General features: G+C 38.4%; 17 protein-coding genes and 1 other RNA gene. 15 read left to right on the top strand and 3 right to left on the bottom strand.

Annotation, left to right across the window (positions count from 1 at the left end; genetic code table 11):
* The first annotated feature begins 1 nt into the window (after position 1).
* The 8 genes from budA (at position 2) to IGL24_RS09225 (ending at position 5,611) form a co-directional block, all read left to right on the top strand.
* Entirely contained in the window at positions 2–709 is a 708-nt protein-coding gene (budA, locus tag IGL24_RS09260) for an acetolactate decarboxylase (protein WP_207699877.1), read from the top strand.
* 85 nt (positions 710–794) lie between these two features.
* The gene (locus IGL24_RS09255; RefSeq protein WP_206859141.1) at positions 795–1,283 is read left to right on the top strand and encodes a GAF domain-containing protein; all 489 of its coding nucleotides are present in this window, start codon (positions 795–797) and stop codon (positions 1,281–1,283) included.
* 141 nt (positions 1,284–1,424) lie between these two features.
* Positions 1,425–1,688: a hypothetical protein gene (locus IGL24_RS09250; RefSeq protein ID WP_206859139.1), complete on the top strand. Its 264-nt coding sequence runs from the start codon at positions 1,425–1,427 to the stop codon at positions 1,686–1,688.
* Positions 1,689–2,048: 360 nt separating this feature from the next.
* The gene (locus IGL24_RS09245; protein WP_207699876.1) at positions 2,049–2,453 is read left to right on the top strand and encodes a MarR family winged helix-turn-helix transcriptional regulator; all 405 of its coding nucleotides are present in this window, start codon (positions 2,049–2,051) and stop codon (positions 2,451–2,453) included.
* Between the two features lie 31 nt (positions 2,454–2,484).
* Positions 2,485–3,123 (top strand): nitroreductase family protein, encoded by a 639-nt coding sequence (locus IGL24_RS09240; RefSeq protein WP_206859135.1) that lies wholly within the window; start codon positions 2,485–2,487, stop codon positions 3,121–3,123.
* A gap of 20 nt (positions 3,124–3,143) precedes the next feature.
* Positions 3,144–3,431 (top strand): putative quinol monooxygenase, encoded by a 288-nt coding sequence (locus IGL24_RS09235; RefSeq protein WP_207699875.1) that lies wholly within the window; start codon positions 3,144–3,146, stop codon positions 3,429–3,431.
* Positions 3,432–3,634: 203 nt separating this feature from the next.
* Positions 3,635–4,002, top strand: a transfer-messenger RNA (tmRNA) gene (gene ssrA / locus IGL24_RS09230).
* Between the two features lie 880 nt (positions 4,003–4,882).
* Positions 4,883–5,611, top strand: coding sequence for a response regulator transcription factor (locus IGL24_RS09225; RefSeq protein ID WP_207114999.1), 729 nt, complete (start codon positions 4,883–4,885; stop codon positions 5,609–5,611).
* Here IGL24_RS09225 and citG read toward each other — a convergent pair.
* The 3 genes from citG to IGL24_RS09210 all read right to left on the bottom strand — a co-directional run bounded on the left by citG (position 5,566) and on the right by IGL24_RS09210 (position 8,728).
* Entirely contained in the window at positions 5,566–6,462 is an 897-nt protein-coding gene (gene citG / locus IGL24_RS09220) for a triphosphoribosyl-dephospho-CoA synthase CitG (RefSeq protein ID WP_207699972.1), read from the bottom strand. The two genes, IGL24_RS09225 and citG, sit on opposite strands and share 46 nt — an antisense overlap.
* Positions 6,455–7,150, bottom strand: coding sequence for a GntR family transcriptional regulator (locus IGL24_RS09215; protein ID WP_207699973.1), 696 nt, complete (start codon positions 7,148–7,150; stop codon positions 6,455–6,457). The genes citG and IGL24_RS09215 overlap by 8 nt, the downstream gene beginning before the upstream one ends.
* A gap of 231 nt (positions 7,151–7,381) precedes the next feature.
* A complete protein-coding gene (locus tag IGL24_RS09210; protein WP_207699974.1) occupies positions 7,382–8,728 on the bottom strand; it encodes a CitMHS family transporter in 1,347 nt (448 codons plus the stop codon).
* Positions 8,729–9,124: 396 nt separating this feature from the next.
* On the opposite strand from IGL24_RS09210, the gene IGL24_RS09205 reads away from it, so the two are divergent.
* The 7 genes from IGL24_RS09205 to citE are packed head-to-tail and all read left to right on the top strand — an operon-like array spanning position 9,125 to position 13,384.
* Positions 9,125–9,448 (top strand): hypothetical protein, encoded by a 324-nt coding sequence (locus IGL24_RS09205; RefSeq protein ID WP_242699765.1) that lies wholly within the window; start codon positions 9,125–9,127, stop codon positions 9,446–9,448.
* Positions 9,449–9,468: 20 nt separating this feature from the next.
* Positions 9,469–9,864, top strand: a complete 396-nt coding sequence (locus tag IGL24_RS09200; protein WP_207699975.1) for an acetyl-CoA carboxylase biotin carboxyl carrier protein subunit — start codon at positions 9,469–9,471, stop codon at positions 9,862–9,864.
* Between the two features lie 59 nt (positions 9,865–9,923).
* Entirely contained in the window at positions 9,924–11,039 is a 1,116-nt protein-coding gene (locus IGL24_RS09195; RefSeq protein ID WP_207699976.1) for a sodium ion-translocating decarboxylase subunit beta, read from the top strand.
* Positions 11,040–11,054: 15 nt separating this feature from the next.
* Complete coding sequence (locus IGL24_RS09190) at positions 11,055–11,180, top strand: OadG-related small transporter subunit (RefSeq protein ID WP_277989388.1); 126 nt, start codon at positions 11,055–11,057, stop codon at positions 11,178–11,180.
* Positions 11,181–11,195: 15 nt separating this feature from the next.
* Positions 11,196–12,194 carry a [citrate (pro-3S)-lyase] ligase gene (citC, locus tag IGL24_RS09185; protein ID WP_207699977.1) on the top strand — a complete coding sequence of 333 codons (999 nt, stop codon included), beginning with the start codon at positions 11,196–11,198 and terminating at the stop codon, positions 12,192–12,194.
* A 6-nt stretch (positions 12,195–12,200) separates the two neighbouring features.
* On the top strand, positions 12,201–12,509 hold the full coding sequence (gene citD / locus IGL24_RS09180) for a citrate lyase acyl carrier protein (RefSeq protein ID WP_207699978.1): 309 nt from the start codon (positions 12,201–12,203) through the stop codon (positions 12,507–12,509).
* Positions 12,497–13,384 (top strand): citrate (pro-3S)-lyase subunit beta, encoded by an 888-nt coding sequence (citE, locus tag IGL24_RS09175; RefSeq protein WP_207699979.1) that lies wholly within the window; start codon positions 12,497–12,499, stop codon positions 13,382–13,384. The genes citD and citE overlap by 13 nt, the downstream gene beginning before the upstream one ends.
* Positions 13,385–13,386 lie beyond the last annotated feature (2 nt).

Genomic DNA, 13,386 nt, shown 5'->3' with positions numbered 1-13,386 from the left:
TATGACAGAGAAAATATTATACCAACATGGCACACTAGGTGCGCTGATGGCGGGGTTGATGGATGGCACTACGTCGATAGCAGAAATCTTAAAACATGGCACACTAGGATTGGGAACATTACACGGCTTGGACGGGGAGGTCATCTTTTTAGATGGTAAAGCTTATCAAGGAAGGTCTGATGGCGCATTGATCCATTTGTCTGGAGAAGAGTCTACTCCTTATGCGGCAATCACCCCATTTTCAGTTGACCGTTCATTTTCAGTCCAACACTTAGCGAGCCAAACATTGAAAGAAGAGATCCTCAAAGAAGAAGGCGGAAAAAATCTCTTTTTTGCGGTCAAGATCAGTGGTTTATTTAAAAACATGCATATCCGGATCATGCCAAAACAAGAAAAACCGTATCGACGCTTAGCGAAGATCTCAGAATCGCAACCTGAATTCCAGCAATCAGATGTGCAAGGAACGATCGTCGGTTTTTACACGCCTGAACTATTTCAAGGGGTAGCAGCCGCCGGTTTCCATCTACATTTTATTGATGAGGAAAAAATATTTGGAGGACACATCCTTGATTTTGAGATTTCGGAAGGAACAGTTGAAATCAGTCAAATGGATGCGTTGATCCAACATTTTCCAACGAACGATCCAACGTTTATCCAAACGGAAATCGACTATGCGGATCTAGCGGCTGAAATCGAGCAAGCAGAATGATCCGAATTGGTACGAACGAGAAATAAATCATAGCATTGCTCCTTGAATTACGCTAAAATTTTGGGAATAGAAGGAGTGATGTTGGATGTTATGGACAGAAAAAGAAAAACGAGATGCTTATGAAATTTTGCTGCTTCAACAAAAAGGTCTTTTAGAAGCGGAAGATAACTGGTTAGCCAATCTAGCTAACTCTTCTGCGCTATTGAATGAAACATTACCTCAAACAGTCTTTGCAGGCTATTATTTATACGATGGACAAGAATTGATTTTAGGTCCTTTCCAAGGAAAAGTCTCCTGTACACGTATCAAAATGGGCAAAGGGGTTTGCGGAGAGTCAGCAGAAAAACAAAAGACATTGATCGTTGACAATGTGAAAACCCACGAAAATTATATCTCCTGCGATTCAGCGGCTCAATCAGAAATCGTTGTCCCTATGATCAAAGAGAATCAATTGATCGGCGTATTAGATATCGATTGCGGAGTGATCGAAGGGTATGATGCGTTGGACCAAGAATTTTTGGAACAATATGTTGAGTTATTGTTAGGTGATTTTCCTGTAAATGTTATGAAATAAAGCGAAAAAAAGTTGAAAAAAGGTGTAAATGCACTTTTTTTCAACTTTTTTGTGTTTTAGTGAATATTTTTGTTTTCATAATCTAATTTTAATGTTATTATCATTTTATAAAATGTTAATAAAGAAATAGGAGAATGAATCATGACAAGTGAAACAATCGTTTTAGGACAAAAATATGTATGTAATCCAATTGGTATCAAAAACAAAGTAGTAGGAGAAGTAATCGGAAAATTAGAAAACTGTGTGATTATGAGTGTAGAAGAATATGATCGTATCGATCATTTGGATATTTTAGAAAAAGGTGGCAAAGTAGTAGCAAAATATACAGATATTTATGAGCTGAACGCTTTTGAGCAAGTTTTCCAAGCGCCAACAAAGCTTTATACACAAGCGATGGTCTCTTAAAGTATGACTACATCTACTGACCATTAGGAAGTCTGATCATCATAAGCAACATTTGAATGTCAGACTTCCACTAATTCGCATATTTTACATAATCAATTGAGTTTTACTACATATAAGAAATCGACTACGAATAGTTGAACAATTAAAAGACGGAAGCCACGAAAATTGTTATTTAAATTTTCGTAGCTTCCGTTTTATACTTTAGATCGATTCTGCTTCCAACGTTTATTTGATTTTGAGGAACACGTCAAATGTTATCACAGATACTTATTTTTCTTTTTACTTTACAAAAGTAAGGAAATGATTTATATTATTGACAAGTCAATAATTGATTAGTCAATGATAGTAGGAGGCAATAATATGGAGCTGAGAAAGTTAAGTCAATTGCTTTATCAGATAAAGATCATCAGTCAAGAAGGAACCGCATTATTTGAGAAGGAAACTGGTTTTAGTTTAACGAGATACGAGATCTTGATGTTCTTACAAGAAAACGGGGAATGTTTGCAAAACAAGTTACAGAGCGATTTAAAAATCGATTTAGCAGCTATTTCACGTCACCTTAAAATTTTAGAGCAAAAAGGATATGTGATTAGAAAAAGAAACGAAAACAATAATCGTGAAGTATTTGTTTCCTTATCAAATAAAGCAGTAAATGAATTGACAGCGTGTGAAAGAAATCATCAAGAATCAGATGACTCCTTGTGTGTTTCCCTATCAGATGAAGAAATCGATCAACTGACTAAATTACTGGATAAATTATACTAAAAATCAAATTGAAGAAAGAAGCGGTTAAGTAATGAATAAAACTTTAGCAAACAATGATTTTTCAGATATCGTCTTTGGCAGAAAGTCGATCCGTGTTTACGATGAAAATGTGAAGATCCCTCACGAAGAAATGTTGGAAATGATCCAAGAAGCAACAACAGCTCCATCTTCTGTCAATTTACAACCTTGGCGTTTTGTAGTAGTTGAAAGTGACGAAGCAAAAGCAAAATTGAAACCATTGATCCGCTTTAATACAAAACAAAACGACACTTCATCTGCCATGGTCTTGATTTTTGGTGATATGAACTGCTACGAGTACGGAGAAGAGATTTATGATCAAGCAGTAGAAGAAGGCAAAATGCCCGCAGAAGTTCGTGACGAACAACTAGCAGCAATCATTCCTTACTACAAAAACTTCACACGCGAACAAATGAATGACGTAGTGAAAATCGATTCTAGCTTAGCGGCGATGCAATTTATGCTAACTGCACGCAGCCATGGGTATGACACGAATCCAATCGGCGGTTTTGAAGCAGATCAATTGGCAGAAGCTTTTGATTTAGACAAAGAACGTTATGTACCTGTGATGATCTTATCAGTCGGTAAAGCAGTCGATCAAGGATATGAATCTGTTCGTTTAGCTTCAGAAAAAATCACTTCTTTCAAATAGAAAGAAAAGGAGACTGACAAATGATCATCATCAATGCGAAATTTACCATTAAAGAAGCAAAACGCGCTGAATTTTTAGAAGAAGTCACACAATTGATCGAAGCCACTCGAAAAGAAGACGGCTGCTTGAGTTATGAATTGTATGAGTCAACCGAGCAAGTCAATGTATTTACGATGGTGGAAAACTGGCGCGACGAACAAGCAATCGAAGGACATAACCAAAGCCCATTATTGCAACAGTTGTTCAAAAATATGCCAGAATATGCAGAAAAAGAAACAGTATTGAATGTTGCAAAAACAATTGCCTAAAACAAGTGATTGTCTAAGGTAGAAAGAACGTTCACTTTAAGAGGGAGCATGAAAAGTCCATTGTCTATTCAGACCTTAGGCTTTTCTTGTTTGCCTCAAGAAGTGAATGGACTACTTGAAGAGCAAACATCCATATTGAAAAAAATGAAATATATGGTATACTGTATAAGTATCTTAAAAATACCGTAACCCATTTTTATTAAGGGGACGTTACGGATTCGACAGGCACAGTTCGAGCTTGAATTGCGTTTCGTAGGTTACGTCTACGCTAAAACGTTACAGTTAAATATAACTGCTAAAAACGAAAACAACTCTTACGCTTTAGCTGCCTAAAAACAGTTAGCGTAGATCCTCTCGGCATCGCCCATGTGCTCGAGTAAGGGTCCTAACTTTAGTGGGATACGTTTCAACTTTCCGTCTGTAAGTTGAAAAAGAGAACATCAGACTAGCGATACAGACTGCCTGTCACTCGGCAAGCTGTAAAGCGAACTTCTAAATGAGTTGACTATGAACGTAGATTTTTAAGTGGCGATGTGTTTGGACGCGGGTTCGACTCCCGCCGTCTCCATTCGGAGAAACCATTTAAGTAGCAAAAACACTGTTGTACCAATGATTGTACAGTGTTCTTGCTACATTTTTTTTGTTTTGACTCCGGTTTTGACTCCGCTTTTCAGGAAAACATGAGTAGGGATATGAATAGTCGTTTGGATATTTGAATGACCTAAGCGTACTTGTATTTCTCATATGTTCTCCAGCCTAGAATAATGACGAGTTTCGGGAATTTTATTTTAAGTAGTTAGCATTGACTATGCCATATATAGAAAAAATTCTCAAAAAAAATAGTATGAAAAATTTATTTATCTATTGATTTACACTATTTGCTATGATATACATTATTTAGTGAAGGGCGCTATGCCTAGGAAGATAGCCACATTTCATAGATTTATGGAGTGGGGCTATTTTTCTGTAATAAGCTTTTTTTAGGAGTGATTCAGAATGTTTTTAATGTAATATTCTTTGCTTTTAAAACTCTTGATTAGGTTCGCTTCATTAGTCGCGTTTAATTCTATATTAGAATGAATTAGTGTACATAAAATTAAACATACTAAAAATAGTGGGTAAAATATTCTGATCACTATTTTTAGTATGTTTTTCCTTTTAAAGTTTTAACAGGGTCAAAATGTACTTTGCTTAATGATAGATGTTTATAGTTGGTATGATTCTAAAACCATAAAGTAATTTATTATAAAGGACTCGTCTATCAACAAGATAAAAAATGTTTTTTTATTGTATTTTCTTTTTTACGGTCGGAAATTCGAAGTTTCTTTGCGTATAATAGAACTGAAAGATGATTTGTGATGTTGTGATCAATTGGTTTTTCGATCAAATAGTAATGACAAGAGTGTGAGATTTTTTTAGTTCTAAAGATGTACCCGATAGGAGGAAAGAAAATGAGAAGTGAAAAGATTTTAGCAATCGATGAGGATCTAACGTTTAGAAGAATGATTTGGAAGGCTTTGCAACCAACAGGCGTATTGATCTATCAAAGTGATTCTGTTGAAAAAACGTTGGATATCATGTCTAGAGTGACTTTTGATCTCTATCTTTTAGATATTCGATTAGCACATCAGACGGACGGCTATCATATTGTTCAATTGATTCGTGAAAAGGATTTGCTCTCGCCAATCGTCTTTTTTACTGAACATAAAAATGAAATCGAAATTATCACCGGATTAGAGATGGGAGCGGATTATTACATAACTAAGCCATTCAATCCGACACTTTTAAAGGCACAAGTGATTGCGATTCTTGACCGACATCAGGTGATCAAAGAGGAAATGACCTTATGCAAAAAAAATAAGATCATCGTCGGCGATTTTTGTTTCGATAAGGCTCTTTATCGGCTATATAAAAAGGATACGTGTATTGAATTGTCTTCAAAAAAAATCAAATTGATGCAATTTTTTATGGAAAATCCAGAACAGGTTTTTTCTAAAGAACAAATTTATCAAAGTGTTTGGCATGACAGCGAGATGGATGCGAATACCCTTATGGTTTTTATCAATCACTTGCGTAGTAAAATCGAGGATGATCCGAAAAATGTCCAGTACCTCAAAACAGTTCGTGGGCTTGGTTACATTTTTTTGCCTTCTGGCAGAGAGAGTAGTCCTTCTAATTGAGCGAAAAACATGCCTAATGAAAGTAAATCTGCTGAGCCGCCAGGACTGAGGTTGCGTTCGATCAGTCGTTGATCATAATTAGCTAATTCATCAAGTAGTTGTTTCGTCGAAAGGTCTGCTTGATGGATTTTTTTTGTTTCTTGTTTTACTTGTTGCCACGCCTGAATACCTCCGCGATGAACTAAGTTTCCATCTTCGATCTCACTCATCAACAACACTAATGCACGTAAAAATAGTTCATCTGTTGTGTCATATTTTGTTGAACGCAGGTATGGAAGGAGAAGTGAAGTAAGGCTAGGGTAGCTCTGTGATGCTTCGCCTCGAATACCAGAAAGACCGTACGTTAAAAAAAGTTTTTCGCCATGCGTTTTTTGTTTTTTTCGGGTTAGATCTTGAAAATCTTCTTGGATCAAATGATGAGTCAATTCACCAGTTACGTGTAAAATTTTCTGGGTCTGTTCAGCGTTTAACGGGAGCTTTTGAATAAACTGTTGTTGCAATTGCCAGCCGATAGCGCCCAATATAACTGCAAAAGAGAAATTCGCACCTTTATGTGTATTCACGCCATTCGTTGCAACAAGCATCATTTTTTCTGCTTGATAGCCGATCGTTCGTAGACGTTCAAATAACCTTTTCTTGCTCCCTTTATGCTGAAGCCCAACTTCAAGATATTTTGAGAAAAAGGGAGATAACGCTTGAATACTCGTTTGAAACGTCTGAAAATCCATATCGTTATGCGCACCTTTTGAAAATGGATCGACTAAGCCTGGTTTTGGACTTAATGTGACTTCGTATTGTAAAGCGTGTTTTGCAGCAAGTGCAATTGAAGGTATCAGTACGTGATCAGTCAATTTTTCTACGCTCCATTTCAGCTAAAATAAATTGCAAAGAACGATCAAGATGTTCATGTGTGATCAAAGTGATTTGCTCTACATTTTTCGTTTGCATGCCACGATAGATGAGCCAGTGTTCTTCAAGGGCTTTATCTCTACGTCTGGATGAACGAATGGCGATATCACGAAAATAAACTAAGTAAGCTTGTAACTCTAGTACGATAGATTTTAAACGGAGCATCTGGCTTTTTTCATAAATGAAAGTATTGAAGTCCGAGAAATTCTGTAGGACTTTTTCTGTTTGGTCCGCTTGATTATAACGTTCTCCTTGTAACAATAGCTCTTTCAACTCGAAGAAGTCTTCTTTTGTCATTTGGTTCATGGCCTTGATCGTGGCAAGTGTGTCTAAAGATTTGCGGATGTCATAGATTTCGTAAGCGTCTTTTATGCGGATACCTTTCACAACGATGCCGATTTTAGGCACATGTTGAACCAACTTTTCATTGACTAATTGTTTCATGGCTAAGCGAATGGGTGTCCGGCTGATATTTAGTTCTTCTGCTAAAACTTTTTCGTTGATCCGTGTATTTGCAGGGATATCCCCTAGAATGATCGTTTTATGAAAAGCTTCATAAATAAGCACGTTCAATGTCTTATTTTGAGTTAGATCCAAATTTTTGCGTAATGCTTCAACAACCTCATTCATTTTTTTCTCCCCATTTCTACTTTTGCTATTAAATCATCCAATTAATTAATAAGTTTATCATGTTTTGTCGTTCGCCTTATAAAAACGAATGAAAAAAGTGAGTGACTTTTGTTTGATCAATCGGAATAAAGTGTATGGTGTAATACCGCCTATGAAAAACTCCGTATCAGTGAAAAGATCGAATCGCTTATTTTCAGTTGTTACGGAGTCTTTCTCAGAACGGATTTTTTTTTATTGTGGGATATAAAACGGCATATGTCCTAAAAGGATAATTGTGATGATAAAAATAATAAAAATACCTAAGGCATATTTTCCGGCTTCTCTTTGCCATTTTCCCATATCCAATCCAGTCAAACGTAGTAGAAGGTAGATAAAAGCAACTAATGGACTTAGCAAGTGGAAGGCTTGACCCATCAAAGAGGCAAGAGCCATTTGCATATTCGTGAATCCATAAGCATGACCAGCTTCTGCTAAGACTGGCAATACCCCAAAGTAGAAGCCATCATTTGAAATAAAGAAGGTACCTGGTGCTGAAATCAAAGCGATAACCAATCCCCAGAAGCCGGCTAATTGTTTTGGAATGAGATACGTAAAACTGTTTGCTAATGCTTCTGCCATTCCAGATCCTTGGAACAAGCCCATGAACACACCGGCTGCAAACACTAAAATCACGACTTGCACAGCATCGCCACCATTTGCACCGATCCGTGCTGATTGATCTTTAAGAATGGGGTAATTTACCATCAAAGCAATACAAGTCCCTACTAAAAATAGGAGAAGCGGAGGCAAGGCGATCGAAGAGATAAACGAGCTGGCCACTAGCCAAGCAATCAGTGCGATCGTAAGGAACCCATTGAAAATAAAATTCTTAGGACGGCGTATTTTTGCTGTTTCAGGATCGGTGATCTTAGTGATCTCTTCGATTTCTTCATTGGATAATTGAGTGATACCTAAACGAGTCCGTTCTTGTTTTCCCATTCGGCGGGCGACAAAAAAGATGACATAAAGTAGAGACAAGATCATTCCGGGCGCTAAGTAAGACAAAATATCCGCATCAACTTCTAAGACAGCCATTGCTCGAGCGGTCGGTCCGCCCCAAGGCAATAGATTCATGATCGTATTTTGCAGAATGATCAATACGCCTAGGTTCATCATTTTCATGTTCAACTTTTTGTAGATAGGAATAAAGGCAGAGCAGCAAATCAACGTGGTCGTTGTTCCATCACCATTTAAGGAGACGGTAGCAGCGACAATCGCGGTTGCCATCAAGACTTTCATTGGATCGCCTTTGGCAAAATAGATCATTTTCTTTGTGATTGGATCAAATAGTCCGGCGTCTAACATGATCGAAAAATATAAAATGGCAAATAATAGCATGATTCCTGTATTTGAAGTTGTTTTGATTCCTTCTAATACAAAATCGCCAATATTTCCTTTCTTTGAAGCACCGGAAATCATTGCAACTAAAGTAAACAAAAGTGGAATAACCACTAGAGAGGTAAATGGAGACATTTTCTTTTTCATGATGACATACATAAAAACAATGATCATCGCATAAGATAAAACGGTTAGTAGCATATTCTTCTCCTTTTCTGATTGTATTATTTGTAAGCGTTATCAAAATCAAGTGGATAGAAAACCCTTCAAAGGATAGAAAGATTAGTGTTTTCTATAATCGACGTCGTCTTGACGACTCTAGGATAAGCAATATTTTAAAAGGATGATAGATTAAGGGATGAAAAAGAACATGAAAAAAACAATTTGGTCTAGTTAATCTTAGCGTATGCTTAACCGTACCTTAACAGAACATTAATTCAATAGAAAAGCTTTTGTATCAATGATTCTCGTGCTTTTTATTCCTGTTTTTAGAAAAAGAAACAACAAAAAAACAATCTTATTTCATTTTGGAAAACAAAATTGGTTCAATCCTCCTATAATGAAAATAAGGATAGAAAGAAGAAAGGAGCAAGAAGTATGGGGCTATTTAAAAAACGATTCAACAAGCAGCAACAAGCAATGAAAACTCCCCCTTCGATGGTGGAAGAGAGGAACAAAGAAGAAACAGATGAAATGATAGCGGTTCCTGCGTACATTGATGTATCGCCAGCAGATATTGAACGTGTCAGTGTGATAGCTGCAAGTTTAGCAGCGGAACATTATCCAGAAAGTCGCTTTGTCATAAAAAAAATAAAGCAACGAAATCCAGAAATGGTTTTGGTTTCGTTAATTGCTACGGCTGTGGGAGCAGAAGCTCATCCCCATAGTCAATTCGTCATACGAAAAATAACCAAAAAATAAATTATTTTGGAGGAGAAAAAATGTTGCGGAAGTTCAAAATCTCAATTGATGGAAAAGAATATTTAGTGGAAATGGAAGAAATCGGGGAAGGCGCACAAACACGTCCTGTTCCTATGGTTGAACGTGCTACTCCAGTTGAAACAGCGGTTCCGACGGAGGAATCACCTAAAGAACCGGAAGTGAAATCCTCAGTTGCAGCCGGAGCGGATGCGATGGCTTCCCCGATGCCGGGAACGATTTCTCGCATACTAGTTTCAATCGGTGAGGTGGTAGAAGTCAATCAACCGTTGATGATCTTAGAAGCAATGAAAATGGAAAATGAGATCGTTGCTGGTAAAGCCGGCAAAGTGACTGGTATCCATATTGGCCAAGGTGAGATGGTGAATCCTGGTGATCCACTTATCACGATCAGTTAAGAAAGTATCGTTTAAAAGCAGAGTGGCTCACTCTAGATTAGGTAAAGGAAGTGACATGTGTGGAAACACTTATTGAAGGAGTTATTGGAATGGGGCAAGAGCCGGGTCGGATCGTGATGATGTTGATTGGCGGCGTCCTCATGTATCTTGGGATCAAAAAAGAATATGAACCGACGTTGCTTGTTCCAATGGGGTTAGGTACGATTTTAGTCAATTTTCCCAATTCAGGGGTTCTAAGTGCTGGTGGCGAGGCAGGAGCATTCCAAATATTGTTTGATATGGGAATCACAACGGAGCTGTTTCCACTTTTATTATTCATCGGGATCGGTGCGATGATCGATTTTGGCCCATTGTTACAAAATCCGTTTTTATTACTCTTTGGAGCGGCTGCCCAGTTTGGGATTTTCTTTACGATCATTGTAGCCATCCTATTAGGGTTTGATATGAATGATGCGGCTTCTATCGGGATCATCGGAGCAGCAGATGGGCCAACATCCATTTTTGTCGCGAATACGTTGAACTCCAAATATATGGGGGCCATCATGGTGGCTGCCTATTCGTATATGGCATTAGTACCAATCATCCAGCCGGTAGCGATCAAAGCTGTAACAACAAGAAAAGAACGGCAGATCCGCATGACTTATCGGGCAGGAGAAGTATCGCAAACAGCAAAAATCTTGTTTCCCTTAGTGATCTCGGTCGTCGCCGGCTTGATTGCACCTGTTTCTTTGCCACTAGTCGGTTTTTTGATGTTTGGTAATTTGTTGAGGGAGTGTGGAGTATTGGAACGTCTGTCGATCACTGCCCAAAACGAGTTGGTGAATCTTATCAGTATTTTATTGGGGATATCCATTTCGGTCAAAATGCAGTATGAAGAATTTTTACAGATTGATACCTTGATGGTCATTGGTCTAGGGCTAGTTGCCTTTATTATGGATTCGATCGGTGGCGTGTTGTTTGCGAAACTATTTAATTTATTCCGAAAAGAGAAAATCAATCCAATGATCGGAGCAGCAGGAATCTCAGCATTTCCAATGTCTAGTCGGGTCATACAGAAAATGGCGACAGAAGAAGATCCACAGAACTTCATCTTGATGCACGCCGCTGGGGCCAATGTGTCTGGTCAGATTGCTTCAGTGATTGCCGGTGGCTTATTGCTCGCCTTGTTGGTCTAAGAAAGGAGAAAGACAATGTCTGCAGAATTAATCAAATCGCTTGAACTACTAGTTTTAGGATGGGGTGGGGTTTTCGTTGTTATCTTGATCATCTATTTTGCTTCGATGCTCTTGAGCCGGTTGTTTCCAGTACGAAAATAAAAGAAGGGTTTGATCATGTATAAAATAAAACGATTATGGTTGGAAAAAGATCAGCAAGCATATCAGCAATGGCTCGCGCTAGTTACACAAGCGGATCTAGCCATCGATGAAAAAGTTGACTATACAGTCGGGATCTATAAAGAAGAACAACTGATCGCAACCGGTTCGTATGAAAGAAATATCTTGAAATATTTGGTTGTGGAGAAAACATATCAATCAGAAAATCTATTAACAAAAATCGTTCAGGAATTGATCAATCATTTGTCTGAAGAAAATCGGAGACATTTCTTTGTCTACACTAGCCCAGGTAATCAAACATTTTTTCGAGCGCTGGGATTGAAAGAAATCATTGCCACAGCAACCATTTTGTTTATGGAATATGGGACACCGGATTTTCATGACTATCTTGGCATGTTGAAGAAAAAAAAGAAGGAAGGAACAGGATGTGCAATTGTGATGAATGCGAACCCTTTTACAAAAGGTCATCAATACTTGGTTGAATGTGCATCAAAAAAAGCAGATCAAGTCTATCTTTTCGTCTTATCAGAAGATCGCTCAGAATTATCCTTTGACGACCGCTTGGAGATGGTCAAGCAAGGGGTAGCACATTTAACTAATGTGACCATTTTACCAACAGAAGATTATCTGATTTCTTCCGCCACATTTCCTGCATATTTTTTAAAAGACCATGCCACAGAAAAAGCAACAATCGCGCAAGCTACGCTAGACGCACAGCTTTTTAAAGAAAAAATTGCACCAATATTAGCAATCAAAAGCCGATTTGTCGGTGAAGAACCTTATTCTAAGGTGACAGAAATCTATAACGAAACCTTAAAGAAGGTGTTTGGAGAATCACTTTCCCTGATCATTATCCCGAGAAAACGCATAAAAAATGAAGCAATCAGCGCAACGAAAGTCCGACGCGCTTTAAAAGAAGCGGATGATGAGACATTACAAGCATATTTGCCCGCTTCAACTTATAACTATATCAAGAACCATATACAACAGAGGTGATTAAACATGGAAATATACCAAAGTGCAGTTGCTGGCACGATTGAATCAAGCGATATCATGATCACGATCGATCCAAAGGAAGATAAAGGGATTGAACTTTCTTTGACAAGCAGTGTCGAAAAACAATTTGGCCAACAAATCAGAAAAGTCATTATGGATACGTTGCAAGATTTAGGTATCGAAAGAGTAAAAGTGACGGCTGCCGATAAAGGCGCACTTGATTGCACGATCCGTGCCAGAACCGTGGCAGCCGTTTATCGCGCAGCGAAACAAGAGCGTTATGATTGGAAGGAGATCGGTTCATGGAACGTTTAAGGAGAACGATGATGTTTGTCCCAGGTGCAAATGCAGCCATGCTTAGAGATGCCCCATTGTATGGTGCAGATTCCATCATGTTTGATTTAGAAGATGCCGTATCTTTGAAAGAAAAGGATTCGGCACGTTTGCTCGTTTATTTTGCATTAAAAACTTTTGATTACAGCAAAGTAGAAACAGTCGTTCGAATCAATCCATTGTCTGCTGGAGGCGATCAAGACATTGAAGCAATGATTTTGGCTGGAATCAATGTGATTCGACTCCCGAAAACAGAAACAGCGCAAGATATCATCGATGTTGATCAAGTCATTACTGCGGTCGAAGAAGCGAATCAACTGCCAGTTGGGACGACAAAAATGATGGCTGCGATCGAGTCCGCAGAAGGTGTGTTGAATGCTACAGAGATCGCTCATGCCTCTAGCCGTTTAGTGGGGATCGCATTAGGGGCAGAAGATTATGTCACCAATATGAAAACGCAACGATATCCCGATGGACAAGAACTATTTTTTGCTCGTAATATGATTCTTCATTCAGCGAGAGCTGCTGGTATTGCGGCGATCGATACAGTCTATTCCGATGTAGAAAATGTTGAAGGGTTTCAAAAAGAAGTGAGTCTGATCAAACAATTGGGCTTTGATGGGAAGTCAGTGATCAATCCGCGTCAGATTCCTTTCGTCCATGCGATGTATGAACCAACAGAAAAAGAAATCCAAGCGGCCAAAGAAGTGATCTGGGGCATTCAAGAAGCGGAAGCAAAAGGCTCAGGTGTGATTTCTGTCAATGGCAAGATGGTCGATAAACCGATCGTTGAGCGAGCGGAAAGAGTGATTGCTCTCGCAAAAGCAGCAAAATTGATCAGAGAGGAGCAAATCTAAGG

Origin of the sequence: Enterococcus sp. DIV2371, assembly GCF_050498525.1 — a bacterium.
Taxonomy (GTDB): Bacteria; Bacillota; Bacilli; order Lactobacillales; family Enterococcaceae; genus Enterococcus_B; species Enterococcus_B mangumiae.
This window is presented reverse-complemented; position numbering and strand designations above follow the sequence as displayed.